At 63.6% G+C, this 20,351-nt stretch carries 18 protein-coding genes; 6 read left to right on the top strand and 12 right to left on the bottom strand.

Annotation, left to right across the window (positions count from 1 at the left end; all coding sequences use genetic code 11):
- Positions 1-37: 37 nt before the first annotated feature.
- A complete protein-coding gene (gene panC / locus ACXAHG_RS18900; protein WP_475059824.1) occupies positions 38-898 on the bottom strand; it encodes a pantoate--beta-alanine ligase in 861 nt (286 codons plus the stop codon).
- Positions 899-906: 8 nt separating this feature from the next.
- A complete protein-coding gene (panB, locus tag ACXAHG_RS18895) occupies positions 907-1,737 on the bottom strand; it encodes a 3-methyl-2-oxobutanoate hydroxymethyltransferase (protein WP_475059822.1) in 831 nt (276 codons plus the stop codon).
- A gap of 166 nt (positions 1,738-1,903) precedes the next feature.
- Here panB and ACXAHG_RS18890 point away from each other — a divergent pair, with 166 nt between their 5' ends.
- A complete protein-coding gene (locus ACXAHG_RS18890; protein WP_475059820.1) occupies positions 1,904-3,382 on the top strand; it encodes an ABC transporter substrate-binding protein in 1,479 nt (492 codons plus the stop codon).
- Between the two features lie 104 nt (positions 3,383-3,486).
- Here the strand turns inward: ACXAHG_RS18890 and ACXAHG_RS18885 are convergent, their stop codons facing one another.
- A complete protein-coding gene (locus tag ACXAHG_RS18885; RefSeq protein WP_475059818.1) occupies positions 3,487-4,605 on the bottom strand; it encodes an acetoin utilization protein AcuC in 1,119 nt (372 codons plus the stop codon).
- A 139-nt stretch (positions 4,606-4,744) separates the two neighbouring features.
- Between ACXAHG_RS18885 and ACXAHG_RS18880 the strand changes: the two genes are divergently transcribed.
- From ACXAHG_RS18880 to ACXAHG_RS18865, 4 genes are all read left to right on the top strand, one after another.
- The gene (locus ACXAHG_RS18880) at positions 4,745-5,692 is read left to right on the top strand and encodes an ABC transporter permease (protein WP_475039873.1); all 948 of its coding nucleotides are present in this window, start codon (positions 4,745-4,747) and stop codon (positions 5,690-5,692) included.
- A gap of 142 nt (positions 5,693-5,834) precedes the next feature.
- A complete protein-coding gene (locus ACXAHG_RS18875; RefSeq protein WP_475059815.1) occupies positions 5,835-6,650 on the top strand; it encodes an ABC transporter permease in 816 nt (271 codons plus the stop codon).
- Entirely contained in the window at positions 6,647-8,254 is a 1,608-nt protein-coding gene (locus ACXAHG_RS18870) for an ABC transporter ATP-binding protein (protein WP_475059813.1), read from the top strand. The genes ACXAHG_RS18875 and ACXAHG_RS18870 overlap by 4 nt, the downstream gene beginning before the upstream one ends.
- Positions 8,247-9,698: an aldehyde dehydrogenase family protein gene (locus ACXAHG_RS18865; protein ID WP_475059810.1), complete on the top strand. Its 1,452-nt coding sequence runs from the start codon at positions 8,247-8,249 to the stop codon at positions 9,696-9,698. Before ACXAHG_RS18870 ends, ACXAHG_RS18865 begins: the two co-directional genes overlap by 8 nt.
- Before the next feature lie 120 nt (positions 9,699-9,818).
- Here ACXAHG_RS18865 and pncB read toward each other — a convergent pair whose 3' ends face one another.
- The 3 genes from pncB to pncA all read right to left on the bottom strand — a co-directional run bounded on the left by pncB (position 9,819) and on the right by pncA (position 14,108).
- Positions 9,819-11,108 (bottom strand): nicotinate phosphoribosyltransferase, encoded by a 1,290-nt coding sequence (gene pncB, locus ACXAHG_RS18860; RefSeq protein WP_475059808.1) that lies wholly within the window; start codon positions 11,106-11,108, stop codon positions 9,819-9,821.
- A gap of 63 nt (positions 11,109-11,171) precedes the next feature.
- Positions 11,172-13,442 (bottom strand): ATP-binding protein, encoded by a 2,271-nt coding sequence (locus tag ACXAHG_RS18855; protein WP_475059805.1) that lies wholly within the window; start codon positions 13,440-13,442, stop codon positions 11,172-11,174.
- Positions 13,443-13,511: 69 nt separating this feature from the next.
- Positions 13,512-14,108: a bifunctional nicotinamidase/pyrazinamidase gene (gene pncA, locus ACXAHG_RS18850; RefSeq protein WP_475059803.1), complete on the bottom strand. Its 597-nt coding sequence runs from the start codon at positions 14,106-14,108 to the stop codon at positions 13,512-13,514.
- Between the two features lie 176 nt (positions 14,109-14,284).
- On the opposite strand from pncA, the gene trhO reads away from it, so the two are divergent.
- Positions 14,285-15,196, top strand: a complete 912-nt coding sequence (gene trhO, locus ACXAHG_RS18845; RefSeq protein ID WP_475059800.1) for an oxygen-dependent tRNA uridine(34) hydroxylase TrhO — start codon at positions 14,285-14,287, stop codon at positions 15,194-15,196.
- A gap of 265 nt (positions 15,197-15,461) precedes the next feature.
- Here trhO and ACXAHG_RS18840 read toward each other — a convergent pair whose 3' ends face one another.
- Genes ACXAHG_RS18840 through napE form a run of 6 tightly spaced genes read right to left on the bottom strand, consistent with a single transcriptional unit; the run spans position 15,462 to position 20,062 of the window.
- Positions 15,462-16,136, bottom strand: coding sequence for a NapC/NirT family cytochrome c (locus ACXAHG_RS18840; RefSeq protein ID WP_475059798.1), 675 nt, complete (start codon positions 16,134-16,136; stop codon positions 15,462-15,464).
- Positions 16,136-16,606: a nitrate reductase cytochrome c-type subunit gene (locus ACXAHG_RS18835; RefSeq protein WP_475039882.1), complete on the bottom strand. Its 471-nt coding sequence runs from the start codon at positions 16,604-16,606 to the stop codon at positions 16,136-16,138. Before ACXAHG_RS18835 ends, ACXAHG_RS18840 begins: the two co-directional genes overlap by 1 nt.
- Positions 16,607-16,614: 8 nt before the next feature.
- Positions 16,615-19,113 carry a nitrate reductase catalytic subunit NapA gene (gene napA / locus ACXAHG_RS18830; RefSeq protein WP_475059796.1) on the bottom strand — a complete coding sequence of 833 codons (2,499 nt, stop codon included), beginning with the start codon at positions 19,111-19,113 and terminating at the stop codon, positions 16,615-16,617.
- The gene (locus ACXAHG_RS18825) at positions 19,110-19,388 is read right to left on the bottom strand and encodes a chaperone NapD (protein ID WP_475039884.1); all 279 of its coding nucleotides are present in this window, start codon (positions 19,386-19,388) and stop codon (positions 19,110-19,112) included. The genes napA and ACXAHG_RS18825 overlap by 4 nt, the downstream gene beginning before the upstream one ends.
- The gene (gene napF / locus ACXAHG_RS18820; RefSeq protein ID WP_475039885.1) at positions 19,385-19,900 is read right to left on the bottom strand and encodes a ferredoxin-type protein NapF; all 516 of its coding nucleotides are present in this window, start codon (positions 19,898-19,900) and stop codon (positions 19,385-19,387) included. Before napF ends, ACXAHG_RS18825 begins: the two co-directional genes overlap by 4 nt.
- Before the next feature lie 12 nt (positions 19,901-19,912).
- The gene (napE, locus tag ACXAHG_RS18815) at positions 19,913-20,062 is read right to left on the bottom strand and encodes a periplasmic nitrate reductase, NapE protein (RefSeq protein WP_264211627.1); all 150 of its coding nucleotides are present in this window, start codon (positions 20,060-20,062) and stop codon (positions 19,913-19,915) included.
- Between the last annotated feature and the right edge of the window lie 289 nt (positions 20,063-20,351).

Here is a 20,351-nt window from a genome sequence, read left to right as displayed (position 1 = left end):
ACAATAAACGCAAATCCGGTACCGCTACCAGCCCTTACTAAGCGTTTAGTTCAGGAACTTCGATATTGTCGATCAGCCGGACGCCCTCCATCCAGGCAGCGGCCAGCAGCCGGGCGGGGCGGGAGGGCGTGTCCAGCGCCTCCAGCGTTTCGGCACAGCGCAGGTCGAAATACTCGACATCGCCAAAACCGGCATCCGCCAGCCCCTGCCGGGCAGCGGCTTCCAATGGCGCCCAGGGTTCGCCTGCCGAAGCCTTGGCGGCGGCCTCCCGCATCGCTGCGTTCAAGGCGGCCGCCTTGGCCAAAGCCGCATCAGACAAGAGCAAATTGCGCGAGGACATGGCGAGGCCCGAAGCCTCACGCACCGTTTCGCAGCCGACCACCTCGATCGGGATATCCAGATCGCGGGCCATGCGGGTGACCACCATCAGCTGCTGGTAGTCCTTCTGGCCAAAGAACGCCTTGTCGGCGCTGGTCTGCAGGAAGAGTTTGGCAACAACCGTTGCCACCCCGTCGAAATGGCCGGGGCGGAAGGGGCCCTCCATCACCGCGGTGATGCTGCCGCCGACCGAGACATTGGTGGCATAGCCGTCAGGATAAATCTGGTCCGGGTCCGGGCAATAGATCAGGTCGATGCCCAGATGCGCGAGTTTTTCGGCATCTTCGTTTTCGGTGCGCGGGTAGTTCGCCAAGTCTTCCGGTTTGTTGAACTGCTTGGGGTTCACGAAGATGGTCACGATCACCCGGTCGCAGACCTGTTTGGCAGCAGCAGCCAGCGACAGGTGGCCTGCGTGCAGCGCGCCCATGGTCGGCACCAGGCCGATGGTTTCGCCGTCGCGGCGCCATTCGGCTGTCTTGGCGCGCAGGTCGGACAGGCGGCGCAGGATCGGTGCGGTCATTTCGGAAGTCATCCTTTGGAGGGCGCCTGATCGGCAAAGACATGTTCGGCAGCGGGGAAGCTGCGGGCCCGCACCTCGGCCGCGTATTCGGCAATCGCAGCCTCAGCCAGCGGGCCAAGGTCGGCATAGCGTTTCACGAATTTCGGTTTGAAGGCGGTGAAGAAGCCCAGCATGTCGTCAACCACCAGGATCTGCCCATCGCAGCCCGCACTGGCGCCGATGCCAATTGTGGGGATGGCCACCTCGGCGGTGATCTTGTCGGCCAGCACTTGCGGCACCTTTTCCAGCACAACCGAGAACGCTCCGGCCTCAGCCACGGCGCGGGCATCGGCCAGCACGGCTTCGGCCTGCTCCTCGCGGCCCTGCACCTTGTAGCCGCCCAATGTGTTGATCGACTGCGGCGTCAGGCCGATATGCGCCATCACCGGGATGCCGCGCTTGACCAGGAAACGGATAGTCTCTGCCATCTCAACGCCACCTTCCAGCTTGACCGCGGCGCAGCCGGTCTCGGCCATCAGCCGGGCGGCATTGCGGAACGCCTGCTGCGGGCTTTCCTCGTAAGAGGCAAAGGGCATGTCGATGACCAGCATGGCCTTGTCCAGCCCGCGTGCCACCGCCTGGCCGTGCAGGATCATCATCTCCATGGTGACGGACAGGGTCGAGGTCAGCCCGTGCAGCACCATGCCGACGCTGTCGCCGACCAGCACAAAGTCGCAATGGGCGTCCATCAGCCGCGCCATCGGCGTGGTATAGGCGGTAAGGCTCACCAAAGGCGTGCCGCCCTTGCGGGCCCGGATGTCTTCGGCGTTGGGCGCCTGTTTCTTGGCTGTTGCGCTCATGGCTTCCTGTCCGCGGTTCCTTAAGTGCACACGGATTATCAATTAACGCCGCGTGCTTCCAGTGCGCGAAATGTCCCTAGCCCTTGATTACGCCCGGGAAAGCGGGAAACTCGTTTCCCATAAGCGCCGTTCCGGGCCCGAGTATAGCACATCAGGGAGTTTTCAAATGGCATTCAAATCATTCGTTCTTGCGGCGGGTTCCGCTCTGGCGCTGATGGCGGGCAGCGCCTGGGCCAAGGACAGCGTCACCATCGGCCTGCAGCTGGAGCCGCCGCATCTGGACCCGACCAGCGCTGCGGCGCAGGCCATCGACTCGGTGGTGTACAGCAACATCTTCGAAGGGCTGACCCGCTTCATGGGCGACGGGTCCGTGGTGCCGGGGCTGGCCGAGAGCTGGGAGATCTCCGGGGACGGCACCGTCTATACCTTCCGCTTGCGCACGGGCGTGACCTTCCACGACGGCAGCGCGATGGATGCGGAGGATGTGAAGTTCTCGCTCGACCGCGCCCGGGCCGAGGACAGCACCAACGCGCAGAAAGCGCTGTTTGCCGGGATCACATCAGTGGAAGCAATGGACCCGCAGACGGTGAAGGTCTCGCTGGATGGGCCAAACGGCAGCTTCCTGTTCAACCTGGCCTGGGGCGACGCGGTGATCGTGGCGCCTGAGAGCATCGGGGATATCAAGACAAACCCCATCGGCACCGGCGCCTATACCTTCCGGGAATGGGGGCAGGGCGACCGCATCACCCTGGCGCGCAATCCGGACTACTGGGGCGACCAGCCCGCCCTGGCCTCAGCCACCTTCAAGTTCATATCCGACCCCACCGCAGCCTTTGCCGCGATGATGGCTGAGGATATCGACGCCTTTGACAACTTCCCGGCGCCGGAGAACCTGCCGCAGTTCGACGCCGACCCGCGGTTCCAGGTACTGGTCGGCTCCACCGAAGGCGAGACGATCCTGTCGACCAACAACAAGCAGCCGCCGTTTGATGACCTGCGCGTGCGCCAGGCGGTGGCACATGCCATTGACCGCCAAGCTATCATCGACGGGGCGATGTTTGGTTACGGCACTCCCATCGGCACCCATTTCGCGCCGCACCACCCGGCCTACAAGGATCTGACCGGCGCGTCTGCCTATGATCCGGACAAGGCCAAGATGCTGCTGGCGGAGGCAGGATTCCCGGACGGGTTCGAAACCACCCTGCACCTGCCGCCGACGTCATACGCCCGCCGCGGCGGCGAGATCGTTGCCGCACAGCTGGCGGCGGTGGGGATCAAGGCCGAGATCATCAACGTCGAATGGGCGCAATGGCTGGAAACCGTGTTCCGCGGCAAGAGCTTTGGCCTGACCATCATCAGCCATACCGAGCCGATGGACATCGGCATCTACGCCCGGCCCGAGTATTATTTCCAGTATGACAGCAAACCGTTCCAAGGGCTGATGGCGCAACTGAACACCACCACCGATCCAGACGCCCGCACCGCGATCCTGCAAGAGGCGCAGGAGATGATCGCAGCGGATTACGTGAACGGCTACCTGTTCCAGCTGGCCAAGCTGGGCGTGGCCAAAGCCGGGTTGCAAGGGTTGTGGGAGAACGCGCCGACAGCCGCAATCGACCTCAACGCGCTCAGCTGGGCGGAGTAGCTTGACATTAGTGTCTTGCCCGGCGGCACCGCCGGGCAGCGCCCGCCCCTCCCCACAGGAGGGCGCTTCGCACCCACCCAGGGCCGGACGCTGCCCTCACCGCGTTACAAGCCCTGTCTAACCCGCAGATACTGCACACGCTCACGGATAACTTCTCTGACCTCCCCGCCGCGCGGCTGATCCCGCAGCGTGGTGAACCAATGCTCCGGCGGGTTGCGGCCCAGGCGGTTGCCGTTGAACTCCAGTTCGCGCAGGACCTTTTCGCCCGCCGCAGGCAGGCGGTCCAGCACGTCAAACCCGTTCAGCGTGGCCCAGACGCCGGTCCAGAGCCGCCCGACGGACCACGGGTTATAGCCGCCCCCGCCAAGCACCAGATAACGCGGCGCTATCCCCATCAGCGCCTGCACCACCGCCCAATGGGCGTTGTTCGACAGCTCCAGATGCGGCAGCGGGTCCTCTGACACTGCATCCGCCCCGCATTGCAGCACGATGGCATCCGGTTGAAACGCCTCCACTGCGGGCAGGATCAGCGCGTCGCGGATATGGGCCATCTCATCATCGTTGAAGCCGCGCGGCACCGGCAGGTTCAGGGCTGATCCGCCCGCATCATCGCTCAGCCTGCCGGTCTTGGGCCAGAGGTTTTCCTCATGCACCGAGATCATCAGAACGTCCGCATCGCCGGCAAAGCCATGCTCCACCCCGTCTGAATGATGGGCGTCGATGTCCACATAGGCGATCCGCTGCGCGCCGTAATGCCGCAGCGACAGCATCGCCAGGACGGGATCGTTCAGATAGCAAAACCCGTTGGCGCGGTCCGGCATCCCATGGTGAGTACCGCCTGCCGGGTTGTAGACAATGCCGCCATCCGCCAGCAGTTCGCCTGCCAGGATCGATCCGCCCGCGGCGGTGGCCGGACGGCGGAAGATTTCCGGGAAGACCGGATTTGAAATTGTGCCCAATTGGTGCCGCGCACGCACTTCTTCGCTCACCGCCTGCGCCGCCTCCGCAGCCTGCAGCGCCGCGACATATTCCGGCGTGTGCCAGGCAGTCAGCGCCGCAGGTTTGGCGCGGGGGGAATTCACATAGACCTCATCCGGCAGCCAGCCCAGCGCACGCGAGAGGTCCATCACGGTCGAAACCCGCGGCACCCGCAGCGGATGGGTGCGGCCATAAGACGAGCCGCGGTAGATTTCCGATCCGATGAACAGGGGGCGGGACAGCATGGCACAGTGATAGCTGGTTTCGGCCGGATGCCAAAGGGCATACCTCAACCCTTTGACGTTGCGCCTTTTTGCGTGCCCGGTCAGGTTTCCTTCTGTCGCCTACTAGACCCTTCCCCCGTCGGCTCCTAACGTGGCTTCCATGCTGCGTTATACCCTGAAACGCCTGGTGTCGCTGATCCTCAGCCTGGCCGTTGCCTCGCTGGTGATCTTCCTCGTGGTGGAGGTGGCGCCGGGCGATCCGGCTTCCTTCATGCTGGGGGTCAATGCGCAGCCCGATACCGTCGCCGCGCTGCGCACGGAGCTGGGGCTGGATCAGGGCAAGCTGGCCCGATACCTCAGCTGGGCGGCGGGCATGCTGAGCGGCGATTTCGGCACCTCCTACACCTACCGCACACCGGTTGCAGGGATGATCGCGGACCGGCTGTGGGTGTCGCTTCCGCTGGCGCTTTATGCGCTGACACTGTCGACCCTGATTGCCTTTCCCGCAGGCATCTACGCCGCCGCCCGGCGCGGCAAGCCGGGCGACATGGCGGTGATGGGCGCGACCCAGCTGGGCGTTGCGGTGCCGAACTTCTGGTTTGCGATGATGCTGGTGCTGATCTTTGCCATCAACCTGCGCTGGTTCGGGGCCGGCGGCTTTCCGGGCTGGGAGGCAGGCGTATGGGCCGGCCTCCATGCGCTCACCCTGCCCGCCATCGCGCTGGCGCTACCGCAGGCGGCGATCCTGACCCGCGTCATGCGCTCTGCCCTCCTGGACATCCTGGGCGAGGATTTCATGCGCACCGCCCGCGCCAAGGGGCTGACCCGGAATCAAGCGCTTTGGCGGCACGGGGTACGCAACGCGCTGATCCCGGTGCTGACCATCATCGGGCTGCAGTTCTCCTTCCTGCTGGCCGGCGCCATCATCATTGAACAGGTGTTCTACCTGCCCGGCCTTGGACGGCTGGTGTTCCAGGCGATTTCCTCGCGCGATCTGATCGTGGTGGAATCAGTAGTGATGCTTTTGGTCTTTGCCGTCATCACGGTGAATTTCCTGGTCGACCTTGCCTATGCGCTGGTCGACCCGCGCCTCAGGAGCCGGACATGACACGGAAACTTGGAAATCCAACTCTGTCTCTTGGCCCGGCAACGCCGGGCCGCGCCCTCCCCTCCCCCCGGGAGGGCGCTTCGCACCCACCCAGGCTCGGGCGCGCCCCTCAGTTCCTTGACATCGTTGAGGGCGAAAAGAAATGACCCGCAACCTGATCCTTGGCGCCGTGCTGTCCTCTCTGGTGCTGCTGGCGGCGGCGGTGTCGTTTGTGTGGACACCGTTTGACCACGCAGCGATGAACATCCCGGCCAAGCTGCAGATGCCAAACGCGCAGCACTGGCTGGGCACCGATCATTTCGGCCGCGACCTGATGTCGATGATCATGGTGGGTGCCCGCACCTCCATCGCCGTGGCGCTGGTGGCGGTTGGGATCGGCATGGGCGCAGGCGTGCCGCTGGGGCTGGCCGCTGCGGCGCGCAAAGGATCCTGGCTGGATGAATTGATCATGCGCGGCAACGATCTGGTCTTTGCCTTCCCCTCGCTGGTGATCGCCATCCTGATCACCGCCGTCCTGGGCGCCGGCGCCGTCAACGCCATTATCGCCATCGGCATCTTCAACATCCCCGTCTTTGCCCGCATCACCCGCGGCGCGGCGCTGTCCCTGTGGGAGCGGGAGTTCATCCTGGCCGCGCGGGTGGCGGGCAAGGGCGCGGCGCGGATCTCAGCCGAGCATATCCTGCCCAACGTGATGAACCTGCTGATCGTGCAGGGCACCATTCAATTTTCACTGGGCATTCTGGCAGAGGCGGGCCTCAGCTACGTCGGACTTGGCGCCCAGCCGCCCACCCCCAGCTGGGGGCGGATGCTGGCCGACGCCCAGACCATGGTCAGCTTTGCGCCGCATCTGGCGCTGGTCCCGGGCATGGCCATCATCCTGACGGTGCTGGGGCTGAACCTGCTGGGCGACGGCCTGCGCGACCACCTCGACCCGAAGCTGAGGGTGGCCCGCGCATGACCCTGTTCGATGTCACTAGCCTGTCGGTGAACATCGGCGCCTTTCAGGTGCTAAAGGACCTGTCCTTTCACGTTGATCCGGGTGAGATCGTGGCAGTGACCGGCGAGAGCGGCTCTGGCAAGTCGATGACCGCGCTGGCCATCATGCAGCTGCTGCCGGATCTGGCGGAGGCCAAGGGCTATATCACCCTGGAGGGCACCCAGCTGCTGGAGCAGTCCGAGGACCGCATGTGCGCCCTCCGCGGCCAGTCCATCGGCATGGTGTTTCAGGAGCCGATGACCGCGCTGAACCCAGTGAAGACCATTGGCGAACAGGTGATGGAAACGATCCTGATCCACAAGGCGATGCCGCGCGGGCAGGCCGAGGCCCGCGCGCGCGAAGTGCTGGAGCGGGTCGGCCTGCCTCAGGACCGTTTTCCGCTCAGCCGCTATCCGCATGAATTGTCAGGCGGCCAGCGCCAGCGGGTGGTCATCGCCATGGCCATCGCCCTGCGCCCGAAACTGCTGATCGCGGATGAGCCGACCACGGCGCTGGACGTGACCACCCAGGCGCAGATCCTGGCGCTGCTGAAGGATCTGGTGCAGGACTATGGCATGGGGCTGCTGATCATCACCCATGACCTGGCCGTGGTGGCAGATCTGGCCGACCGGATTGTGGTCATGCGCCACGGCGAGGTGGTGGAGACCGGACACACCGGCTGGCTCTTGCGCAACATGCGCCACCCCTACACGAAGATGCTGTTTGAGGCGTCAAACCATCAGGTGGCTCTGCCGGAACCGCCTGCCCCCGCTCCGCTACTGGAAGTCAGGAATGCGGTGCGCGACTACAAGACCCCGCGCCCGTCGCTGTTTGCCAAACCCGGCACATTCCGCGCCGTGAACAATGTCTCTTTCACCCTGAACCACGGTGAGCGGCTAGGCCTGGTGGGTGAGTCGGGCTGCGGAAAATCGACCCTAACAAAGGCGATTTTAGGATTGGAGCCGTTGCAAGGCGGGGAGATTCGTCTCGATGGCCAGCCTGTGACGACTCACCTTTCTCCCGCGATTCGGCGGAAAGTTCAGGTGGTATTCCAGGACCCCTACGGCAGCTTCAACCCGCGCCACCGGGTGGAGCGGCTGATCACCGAACCGTTCCATACGCTGCCTGATCCACCGGCTGGCACCGCACTCAGGGATTTGATTGCAGAGACCCTCACCGCCGTGGGCCTGTCGCCTGACGACGCGCAGAAATACATCCACCAATTCTCCGGCGGCCAACGCCAGCGCATCGCCATCGCCCGCGCCCTGATCACCCGGCCGGAGCTGATCATCTTCGACGAAGCGGTCTCAGCCCTCGATGTCTCGGTCCGCGCCCGCATCCTCGACCTGCTGGCAGAACTGTGTGACGCCTATTCGCTGACCTATCTGTTCATCAGCCACGACCTGAGCGTGGTGCGCACGATCACCGACCGCTGCCTGGTGATGAAACAGGGCGAAATCGTCGAGCAGGGCGAAACCGAAGCCGTGTTCAGCAATCCCCAGCACCCCTACACCCGCCAGCTGATCGCGGCAGCCCCGGTGCTGCCTGATCTCACCGATCCCGAAAGGAGCCCCCAGCATGTCTGACCCCCTCTGGTTCGATCCCGCGCTCTGCCTGATTGGCGGCAAGTGGCAACCCGCTGCCAGCCGCGAAACCCTGCCGCTGGTGAACCCGTCGGACGGCAGCGAAATCTGCCGGATCGCCCGCGGCGGCGCGGCGGATATCGAGGCCGCGGTGCTGGAAGCACAGGCGGCGCTGGACGGAGACTGGGGCCGCATGACGGCGCTGGAGCGGGGCCGTGTCCTGACCCGGATCGGCCAGTTCGTGCTGGAGCGGGTGGAGCTGCTGGCCGCGATTGAGGCGATGGACGTGGGCAAGCCGCTGACCCAGGCGCGGGCCGACGCGGTGGCGCTGGCGCGCTATTGCGAGTTCTACGGCGGCGCGGCGGACAAGGTGATGGGCGAGACCATCCCCTATCTGGACGGCTACACCGTCTATACCCTGCGGGAGCCGCATGGGGTGACGGGGCATGTCGTGCCCTGGAACTACCCGATGCAGATCATCGGGCGGTCTGTCGGCGCGGCGCTGGCAATGGGCAATGCCTGCGTGCTGAAACCCGCCGAGGAGGCTTGCCTGACGGCGCTGGCATTCGCCCATATCGCCATGGAGGCCGGGCTGCCCGCAGGTGCCCTGAACGTAGTGCCGGGACTGGGGGCAGAGGCCGGCGCGGCGCTGGCCGGGCATCCTGGCGTGCATCACATCTCCTTCACCGGGTCAGTGCGCACGGGCGCGCTGGTGCAGCAGGCAGCCGGCGCCAATGTGGTGCCGGTGACGCTGGAGCTGGGCGGCAAGTCCCCGCAGCTGGTGTTCGACGACGCCGATCTGGAAGCCGCGCTGCCGTTTCTGGTGAATGCGGGCATCCAGAACGCAGGGCAGACCTGTTCCGCCTCCTCGCGCATCCTGGTGCAGCGCGGGGTTTATGAGGATGTGCAGACGCGGATGGCAGCGGCCTATGACGCCCTGACCGTGGGGCCGGCAGCAGAGGACCTGCGGGTCGGGCCGCTGATTTCTGCCCGCCAAAAGCAGATTGTCGAGGACTATCTGAAGCAGGGCGCGGACCTGACGGTGGCGGCGCAGGGAACAATCGTGGAGCACGCGCCGAAAAGCGGCGCCTATGTGCGCCCCACCCTGTTTGCGGATGTGCCGGAGGATCATGTGCTGGCGCGCGAGGAGATCTTTGGCCCGGTGCAGGTGCTGATCCCGTTCGACACCGAAGACGAAGCCCTGCGGATCGCCAATGCCACCGACTATGGCCTGGTTGCCAGCGTCTGGACCCGCGACGGGGGGCGGCAGATGCGGCTGGCGAAGAAACTGAAAGCCGGCCAGGTGTTCCTCAACAACTACGGCGCCGGCGGCGGGGTGGAACTGCCGTTTGGCGGCGTCGGGAAATCCGGCCACGGGCGGGAAAAAGGCTTTGAGGCGCTTTACGGGTTCTCTCAGCTGAAGACCGTGGCGGCGCATCACGGCTAGTGTCTGAAAATAGGTCAGCCATTATGCCCAAATGTTTCGCGCGCGAAACAATTGGGCAGAAGCTCTGCCACAAATTGTATTACTTTGCAGACTACCCGGCGCAATACCGGCGAAGTGTTATCAAACGATTACCGCCTGCCGCTCCTGCTGGCCGACGCCGAAAACGCGCTTGTAGCGGGCGATTTCCTCCGCCGGACCCATCGCCTTTTCCGGGTTGTCGGACAGTTTCACCGTTGGCCGTCCGTTGGCCGCAACCGCCTTGCAGACCAGCGAGAACGGCGCCAGCGCGTCATCCGGCACCAGCTTGCGGAAGTCGTTGGTCAGCAGCGTGCCCCAGCCGAAGGAGACCTTGGTGCGGCCTGAGAACTGCGCGTGCAGGTCCTGGATCTGCTGCACATCGAGACCATCGGAAAAGATCACACGTTTCTCTGCCGGATCCTCACCGCGGTCCCTCCACCAGTTGATTGCCACCTCAGCGCCCTTGGCCGGGTCGCCGCTGTCGATGCGGATGCCGGTCCAGCCGGCCAGCCAGTCGGGCGCACGGTCGAGGAAGCCTTGGGTGCCATAGGTGTCGGGCAGGATGATGCGCAGGTTGCCGTCGTGCTCGTCATGCCAATCGGACAGCACGTCATAGGGGGCCTGCGCCAGTTCCGCGTCGCTTTCGGCCAGCGCGGAATAGACCATCGGCAGCTCATGGGCATTGGTGCCGATCGCCTCCACCTCGCGGCGCATGGCAATGAGGCAGTTGGAGGTGCCGGTGAATTTCTCGCCCAGCCCCTCGATCATCGCCTGCACGCACCAGTCCTGCCACAGGAAGGAGTGGCGGCGGCGGGTGCCGAAATCGGCAATCGTCAACCCGTCCACCTCGCGCAGGCGCTCGATCTTTTCCCAGACCCGGGTCATGGCGCGGGCATAAAGCACCTGCAGCTCGAACCGGCCCATGCTGTTGATCACCGCGCGGCTGCGCAGCTCCATCAGCACAGCCAGTGCCGGAATTTCCCACAGCATCACCTCGTGCCACTTGCCCTCGAACGTCAACTCATACTGATCGCCCTTGCGCTCCAGATGGTAAGGCGGCAGGCGCAGGCCCTCGAACCACTCCATGAAATCCGGGCGGAACATCTGCCGCTTGCCATAGAAGGTGTTGCCGCGCAGCCAGGTGCTTTCGCCGCGGCTGAGCGACAGCGAGCGGATATGGTCCAGCTGTTCGCGCAGCTCTCCCTCCTCGATCAATTTCGCCAGCGGCACATGCGCCGAACGGTTGATCAGCGAGAAGGTCACCGTGGTGTCAGGCTTGTTGCGGAACACCGACTGGCACATCAGAAGCTTGTAGAAATCCGTGTCGATCAGCGACCGGACAATCGGATCAATCTTCCATTTGTGATTGTAGACGCGGGTTGCGATATCCACCGGCGGCCTCGTGCATTGGGGTCACTGATTGATAGGACAGCCCGCTGGCAGGAGCAAAGGAAATCAGCCCGCGCGGCGCGCCTGTGCCTGCGGGGCCAGCCGGCCCAGCAATTGCAGCAGCTTATCCCGGCTGACGGGTTTGCTCATGAAATCATCCATGCCGGCAGCCAGGCAGGCCTTGCGGTCGGAGTCAAAGGCGTTGGCGGTCAGCGCCACGATTGCGGGCTGCGGGCGGGACAGGGCGCGGATTGCACGGGTGGCTTCCAGCCCGTCCATTTCCGGCATCGACATGTCCATCAGAATGATATCTGGCGAAAAATTTTCGAACTGCGCCACCGCCTCGCGGCCATTCAGGGCAAACGCGAGTTCGACTGGCGCGGATTGCAGGAATTTCTCGATCAGCACCCGGTTTACGGCGTTGTCTTCTGCCACCAGCACCCGCAGCCCGTCCAGCGCGGGCGGGCAGTCCGGTTGCGGCGGAGGAGGCGCGGCCTCAGCGGCCTGGCCGGTCTCTGCCTGCGATGGCTGCAGGCACAGGCGGACCGTGAAACAGGAGCCGCGGCCCAGCTCGGACGTGACGGAAATGCTGCCGCCCATAGCCTCCGCCAAGCGGCGGGAGATAGCAAGGCCCAGGCCGGTGCCGCCAAAGCGCCGGCTGATCGCGGCATCCGCCTGCGAGAACCGGTCGAACACCTTGTCCAGTTTATCCCCGGCGATACCGATGCCGGTATCGGCAACCGAGAACGTCAGATCATGGCCGCCGCCGGCCGGTTCCGCGTCCAGCGTCACCAGCACCCGGCCCCGGTCGGTAAATTTGATGGCATTGCCCGCAAGGTTCATCAGGATCTGCCGGATCCGCCGGTCATCACCCCAAATCTGCGCCGGCACCTGCGGGGTGATGACGAGCGCAAGCTCCAGCCCCTTGGCATCCGCCTGCGCCTGCAGCAGGCGGACGGTTTCCTCAAAACAGCTGCGGGGGTCGAAGTTCGTCTTGCTGAGGGCCAGTTCCTCAGCGTCCATTTTCGAGAAGTCGAGCACATCGTTGATCAGAGCCAGCAGGGTATCAGCCGAGCTGAGGATGGTGCCGGCGTACAGCTCTTGCTCCTTGGTGAGGCCGCTGTCGCGCAGCAGCTGCGCCATGCCGATCACCCCGTTCATCGGGGTACGGATTTCGTGGCTCATGGTGGCCAGGAAATCCGCCTTGGCGCGGGCGCCCTCCTCTGCGGCGATGCGGGCCTGCTCCAGCTGCTGGGCGTGTTCCTTAGCAGCGCTGATGTCACGCTCCACCGCGATCAGGGTTTCCAGCTCTCCGGCGGCATTCAGCATTGGCACCTGGCTGGTCTCGATCCAGACCAGCCGCCCGTCCTTTCGGCGGTTGCAAATTTCAACCCGCACCGGGCGCGCATGGCGGACACTGTCCTGCAGCAGGCGGATGGTTTCCGGATCCGTCTCGCCGCTGTTCAGAAGATCCCCGGGCAGCTGGCCCGCCGCCTCCTCGAAAGAATAGCCGGTCAGGCGGGTAAAACTGTCGTTGACCCAGGTTATCCGCCCCTCCCGGTCCATCAGCATCACGCTGTCATTGGCATTTTTGGCGACCAGCGCCAGGCGTTTTGCCTCCATCTGCTGCTCGGTCAGCCGGGCATAGGCGCCTTCAAGCTCCTGCTGCTGCAGCGCCTGGGCCAGCATGTTGCTGCGGGTGCGGCCAAAACTGCGCATGACGAAGACAAGAAACCAGAAGAACGATGCATAAAGCACCAGAAGCCCGGCCAAGTGCAGATTGTACATGGAGGCCAGAACCGGGGTTTCCACGATTTCAACCGCCAGGAAGGCAACCGGCAGCACCGCGAATGTGACGAGTTTCACAATGACTGCACGCGGATGATACGGCAGCACAAGCCCGGCGTTGATCGCCGATCCGGCCAGCAGGCCGACGGTGAACAGCGGCTCGTTATGATTGTGGGGCAGCAGCGATGGCATTTCGACCCAGAAGGGCGCCGAAGCCGCGGCGCTGAGTGTCAGAGCGTGAAAGAAGGCGGTCAACGCGGTCAGCCGCCGTAACCCCTGTTCGCTCATCCCGCGGCGGATCAGGGTGTCTGCTTTGCGCAACACCAGGCAGTCGGCGGTATCGCCGGCAACCGCCAGGCCAAAGGCCAGCAGCGCAAAGAACGGCGGAACCACCAGCCCAAGCGCGGCAAAAGCAAGAACCATGAAAAGCTGGCGCGCCCAGAACGCACGGACACGGCCGCGGCAATAGCGCAGAAGCAGCTCCAGCGCGCCATACCGCTTGTAATAATTGGCCAGTGGGCCGGATTGCGCCCCGTCCGCAGTCTCCATCAGTCAGCCTTGCCGTTCAGGTTACGGCACAGCATAGCAAAACGTGTGTTAATTTTTTGCCTCCTCGCCTCAGGATTGCAAATGCACGCCTGCGCTCTCCATGTTTTTCAGTGCCTTTTTTAGTGACCCATCCAGATCAATGGCGCGGCAGGCGGCCAGTTCGACCGTCACCGCGAAGCCAAGCCGCGCCGCATCCAGCGCAGTGAAGGCGACGCAGAAATCTGTGGCCAGCCCGGCCAGGGTCAGGTGTGTGATGCCGCGGTTGCGCAAGTATCCCTCCAGCCCGGTTGGCGTGGTCTGATCATTTTCGAAAAAGCCAGAGTAGCTGTCTATGCCTGCCCGGAACCCTTTGCGGATGATGAGATCGCCATCGGTGCGCAGATCCTTGTGAAACGCCGCACCGTCAGATCCCTGGACGCAGTGATCCGGCCACAGGACCTGGGTGCCATAGGGCATTACCACTGTTTCAAACGGTGCCTTGCCCGGATGCGCAGAGGCAAAGGAGGAATGCCCCGCCGGATGCCAGTCCTGGGTCAGGATCACGGTATCGAACTGGTCCATCATCACATTGATGGAGGCCACGATCTCATCCCCGCCCGGAACAGCCAAGGCGCCCCCGGGGCAGAAATCGTTTTGCACATCGACAACAATCATGGCCTGGGACATGGGCTGCTCCTTTGCTGGCTTACACAATATGTAGCGGTGGCAAACGGGCTTGGGAACTGCTGCTTGGGCCTAATCGTGCGATAGAGCGGAAATCATGCATTCCGGACCTACTTTAACGGGGCGGGGCGGCGGGGCTTGCCCTTGAAAACCGCGCGCCGGGGTTCTAAGGGCGGGTCATGTACACGATTGCTGCCCTCTATCATTTCACCCGTTTCCCCGATCCCGCCGCGATCAAGCCGGCGCTGCTGGACCTGTGCCAGGCGCAGGACGTCAAAGGCTCCTTGCTGCTGGCGCAGGAGGGGATCAATGGCACCATTGCAGGCCCGCGGGCAGGCATTGACGCGGTGCTGGCGCATATCAAGGCGCTGCCCGGCTGTGCGGGGCTGGAATGGAAAGAGGCCACCGCCACTGAGCCGCCCTTTGGCAAGATGAAGGTGCGGCTGAAGAAAGAGATCGTGACCATGGGCCAGCCGGATGTGAATCCCCTGGCCTCTGTCGGCCACTACGTTGAGCCCGGGGAGTGGAACGACCTAATCCGGCAGGATGATGTGGTGCTGATCGACACCCGCAACGATTACGAGGTGGCCATCGGCACCTTTGAGGGTGCGATCGACCCCAAGACCGAGAGCTTCCGCGACTTCCCCGCCTGGTGGGAGGAGAACAAGGACCGTTTCCACAACAAGCGGGTTGCGATGTTCTGCACCGGCGGCATCCGCTGCGAGAAATCCACCAACTACCTGCTGGGCCAGGGGGTGGAGGATGTCTATCACCTGAAGGGCGGCATCCTGCGCTATCTGGAGGAAATGCCCGCCGAGAGCAGCACCTGGGAAGGCGAATGCTTTGTCTTTGATAACCGGGTGTCGGTCGGCCACGGGCTGGTGGAAGGCCCGCATGAACTGTGCCACGGCTGCCGCCGCCCGATCCTGCCGGAGGACAAGGCGCGGCCCGAGTTCGAGCAGGGCGTCAGCTGCCACCTGTGCATTGATCAGACCTCGGAAGAGGACAAGGCGCGGTTCCGCGAGCGGCAAAAGCAGATGAAGCTGGCGCGGGAGCGCGGCGAGGATCATCTGGGCAGCATCCCGCTGTAAACCTACTCTTTCAGCCCAGCCGCAACGGTAGGTTCGCGCCCGGTCCCGAGGGTGGGCTCGGTGCCGCCTGGGGCGTGGTGTCAGACAAACGCCAACCATTCAGCCTGTTGCAACCGCAGTTGCATTCGCGCCCGCCCTGGGGGGCGGGGCCGGGCGCGAACCGGATCGCAGGCGATCCGGGGACGTATTCAGCGCATCAACAATAAAAACAGGCCGCTGCCCGTTAGGACAGCGGCCTTTTCTATTGTGTGCAAGGCTGGCAGCGTCAGTCGCTGCTCAGGCCCAGGTAGCTGCGGGTGCTGGCCAGCAGGCCCTCGCCATGGGCCGGGGCCGGTGCCAGCAGGCCTGCGTGATCTTCGCCTTCAGCTGCGGCCATGTCGGGCAGCTGGTGGGCGATGCCCTTGTGGCAGTTGATGCAGGTCTTCTCGCCGGTGAACAGGAAGCGCTCATGCGCATCCGCGGCCCGCTTGGACTGGCGGGTGATGTCCATCGACTCATCCGAGTGGCAGTTGCGGCATTCCAGCGAGTCATTCGCCTCCAGCCGCGCCCATTCATGCTGCGCCAGTTCCAGCCGGTGCTCCAGGAATTTCTCCCGCGTGTTGATGGTGCCGAAGATCTTGCCCCAGACCTCCTTGGAGGCCTGCATCTTGCGGGCGATCTTGTTGGTCCAATTGTGCGGCACGTGGCAGTCCGGGCAGGACGCGCGGACGCCGGAGCGGTTGGAATAGTGGATCGTCGGCTTCAGCTCCTCGAACACGTTGTCGCGCATTTCGTGGCAGCTGGTGCAGAAGGCCTCGGTGTTGGTGACTTCAAGCGCGGTGTTGAAACCGCCCCAGAAGATGATCCCCATCACAAAGCCGCCCATGGTCAGAAAGCCGAGCGAGAAATAGGCGCTGGGACGCCTGATGATCCACCAGAGCCGTTTGATGAAACCCCACATCAGTCCGCCCCGCCCTGCTGCGAGTGCACGTAGTCGAGCACCTTGTCCACATCGACGAACTCATTCTCGACCAAGGGCCGGGCGTTGGTCTGCACCACGTGGCACTGGTTGCAGAAGTAGCGCCGCGGGCTCACCGCACCGAGGGTCTGGCCCTCGCGGTTCATGAAGTGGGTGACCGAGATCATCGGCGCCTGGCTGACCTCCACCGCGGTGCGGCTGTGGCAGGTCAGGCATTTGTTCGAGTTCAGATCGACCTGGTAGTTGTCGGTCTTATGCGGGATCAGCGGCGGCTGATCCGGGTAGTTGCGCACCTGGCGGATGTCAGTGTTGACGATGCCGGGGATCTGGGTTGCTTCGCCCTCTTGGTCCAGCGGCGCAGTGTTGCGCAGCGTGGCGACCTGGTTCTGGGCGAAGGCTGCTGTGGCCATAAAAACCGGAACAGCCAGGATAGCGAGACGGAGATGTTTCATGACGGGCCTCACACTGCTTCGATACGGACTGCGCATTTTTTAAAGTCCGTCTGTTTCGAGATCGGATCGGTGGCATCCAGCGTGACCTTGTTGATCAGCCGGCGCGCATCGAACCAGGGCACAAAGACCAGGCCTTTGGGCGGTTTGTTGCGGCCGCGGGTTTCCACCCGGGTGCGCATCTCTCCACGGCGCGAGATGATCTTCACCTCGGTGCCGCGCCGGAAGCCCATTGCCTTGGCATCATCCGGGTGCATATAGCACAGCGCGTCGGGAACAGCCTGATACAGCTCGGGCACCCGCTGGGTCATCGAGCCGGAGTGCCAGTGCTCCAGCACGCGGCCGGTGGCCAGCCACATCGGGTATTCCTCGTCCGGGCTTTCAGCAGGCGGCTCGTAAGGCAGCGCAAAGATCACCGCCTTGCCATCGGGCTTGCCGTAGAACTCGTAATCCGAACCCGGGGTCACATAGGGGTCGGAGCCTTCCTTGAAGCGCCACTGGGTTTCCTTGCCGTCCACAACAGGCCAGCGCAGGCCGCGGACCTCGTGGTAACGGTCGAAGGGCGCCAGATCGTGTGCCTTGCCGCGGCCGAATTCGGCGTATTCCTCGAACAGGCCTTTCTGGATGTAGAAGCCAAAGTCCTCGGATTCGTGGTTGCCGTATTCTTTGGCCTTTTCAGACAGCTCGAACTGGTCGACCTTGCCGTTGGCAAACAGAACCTCGAACAGGGTCTTGCCCTTGTATTCAGGGTTGGCGTCCAGGATTTCGGCCGGCCAGACCTCATCGGTGGTGAAGCGCTTGGAAAATTCCGCCAGCTGCCAGAGGTCGGATTTCGACTCGCCCGGCGCGTTGACCAGCTGATACCAGAACTGGGTGCGGCGCTCAGCGTTGCCATAGGCGCCTTCCTTCTCGACCCACATGGCGGCCGGCAGGATCAGGTCGGCGGCTTCTGCTGTCACCGTCGGATAGGCGTCCGACACCACGATGAAGTTGTCGGGGTTGCGGTAGCCCGGCAGCCCTTCCTCCATCATGTTGGGGGCGGCCTGCATGTTGTTGTTCACCTGCACCCAGTAGCAGTTGATCTTGCCGTCCTTCAGGTCGCGGTTCTGCTTCACCGCGTGGGAGCCGACCCAGCCCGGAATGGTGCCCTCGGGCAGTTTCCAGATCTTTTCGGCATAGGCGCGGTGTTCCGGGTTCTTGACCACCATGTCGGCGGGCAGGCGGTGCGAGAAGGTGCCCACCTCGCGCGCGGTGCCGCAGGCCGAGGGCTGGCCGGTCAGCGAGAACGGCGAGTTGCCGGGAGTGGAGATTTTACCGGTCAGCAGGTGGATGTTGTAGAGCAGGTTGTTCACCCAGACACCGCGGGTGTGCTGGTTGGTGCCCATGGTCCAGAGCGACATCACCTTGGTGTTCGGATCGGCGTAGAGCTTGGCGATCTTCTCCAGGGTTTCAGCCGGAACGCCGGACATTTCCTCAGTTTTTTCCAGCGTGTACTCGGAGACGAACTCGGCGAACTCCTCAAAGCTCATCGGCTCGGAGCCGCCTGCCTTGCCGGCATTCTCAGCCGCCTGCTCCAGCGGATGCTCAGGGCGCAGGCCATAGCCGATATCGGTATTGCCGCGGCGGAAGTTGACGTGCTTGCCGACGAAGTCCTTATGCACTGCATCATTCTGGATGATGTAGTTGGCGATGTAGTTCAGGATCACCAGGTCGGAATGCGGGGTGAACACTGCCGGGATATCGGCCAGATCAAAGCTGCGGTGGGTGAAGGTCGACAGCACCGCGACCTTGACGTGCGGGTGGCTGAAGCGGCGGTCGGTGATGCGGGTCCACAGGATCGGGTGCATCTCCGCCATGTTGGAACCCCAGAGCACGAAGGCGTCGGCGTTCTCGAAGTCGTCATAGCAGCCCATCGGCTCGTCGATGCCGAAGGTGCGCATGAAGCCGCCCACGGCCGAGGCCATGCAGTGGCGCGCGTTGGGGTCGATGTTGTTGGAGCGGAAGCCCGCCTTCATCAGCTTGGAGGCCGCATAGCCTTCCCAGACGGTCCACTGGCCGGAGCCAAACATGCCGATACCCTCGGGGCCTTTTTCGGCCAGGGTCTTCTTCCACTTCTCGGCCATGATATCGAAGGCTTCATCCCACGAGACCGGGGTGAATTCGCCGTTCTTGTCGTATTCGCCGTTGGTCTTACGCAGCAAAGGCGTGGTCAGACGGTCGGCGCCATACATGATCTTCGACAGGAAGTAGCCCTTGACGCAGTTCAGGCCGCGGTTGACCTCTGCCTGGGTGTCGCCGTGGGTGGCGACGACACGGCCGGCCTTGGTGGCAACCATGATCGAGCAGCCGGTGCCGCAGAAGCGGCAGGCTGCCTTGGACCATTTGAGTTCAGTCACATTGGCGTCGGTTACAAGGTTCTGCGCTGCCGCGGGGATCGGCAGCCCGGCAGCAAGCGCCGCGGCTGCAGCGGCCTGCGCCTTGATGGCGTCACGGCGTGTAATTCCGGTCATTGGGGGGTTCCTTCTTCAAGGGCGAGGTCCTGGGCATCGCAGGTCTGATGGAAGACAAGCGCCGCGCTGGCGACACCGTCGAGGAGCTGGATTTTGGCCAGGGCATCGCCAATGGCACGATCACTGTCCGCTTCGAACAAAACGACAATTTTGCCCGAGGGATCACTTTGCGAAATCTCGGCGTTGGGCATGGCTTTGATGGTTTCCAGAACGGCCTCCATGCAGGCCGGGTTGCTGCGCACCAGCAGACTGGAAATATGAAGCTCTTCAGTCACGCGGGGCTCCTTTGCTGGCGGGGATCGCGGAGTGCGATCGCGTTGTTCGGACAGGTTGCAAGACAGGCGCCGCAGCCGGTGCAGGCCTCAGCGTCGGTTTGGATGGCGCCCATTGGACGGACCGACAGATCCATGCGCAGGGCGCGCGGGTCGCAGATGTCGGTGCACAGCTGGCAGGTGATGCCGGCGGACAGCAGGCAACTGCTGCCGATCTCCACTGTCACCGGCCAAGGAGCGGGCTGCTGCAGATCGAACACCGGCTCAGGGCAGGCCTCGGCACAGGCGTGGCAGAACGTGCATTCGCCGCCGCGGAAATTGATCCGCGGGCGGTTCCGGCTGTCGAATTCGATGATTTGTTCCGGGCACGCCTCCACGCAGGCATTGCAGCTGGTGCAATGTTGCTGCACCCGGTCCTCATCCGTCCAGGGCGGACGGAATTCCGGGTCCGGGCGGGCGACCCTGCCGGTCAGGAAGGCGCGCCGCGATGGTTCTGTGCTGGCATGTGCTGGCATCGGCCTGGACCCTTATCCTGCGGGCGGCCCCAGGAAGATCTGGGAGATCCAGATGATCAGGCCGTATCCGCCGACGATTCCCACTGCGAGAACGGGGGCCAGGATGACAGCGAGAAACAGGAAAGTGTTCCGTTCCTCGGCTTTGCTTGGCTGTTCGGACATGATGTCCTCCTTGGCTCAGATAAACGTAGTGCGCCAAGCCAGGAGGAACAGCACCGCCTCTGATTCCAAGTTCCCTGCCAGCTGCACTTAGCTGGCCGGAGAATGCGAAGGACAGCCGCCTTGTACTTTGATCTGAATCATTTCCCGGGCAGTTGATTTGGAAAAACTAAATATTCAAAAAATCGAAAGTGAAAATAGCTTTGGCATCAACCTGTTCTAGGGCCGGTTCTTGCAATTTCTGAAACTTGCGACACCGGCTGCGGCCTGCAGCAAAGAAATACCAATTTCA

It is taken from the genome of Leisingera sp. ABD4_442, from assembly GCF_056160905.1.
This window is presented reverse-complemented; position numbering and strand designations above follow the sequence as displayed.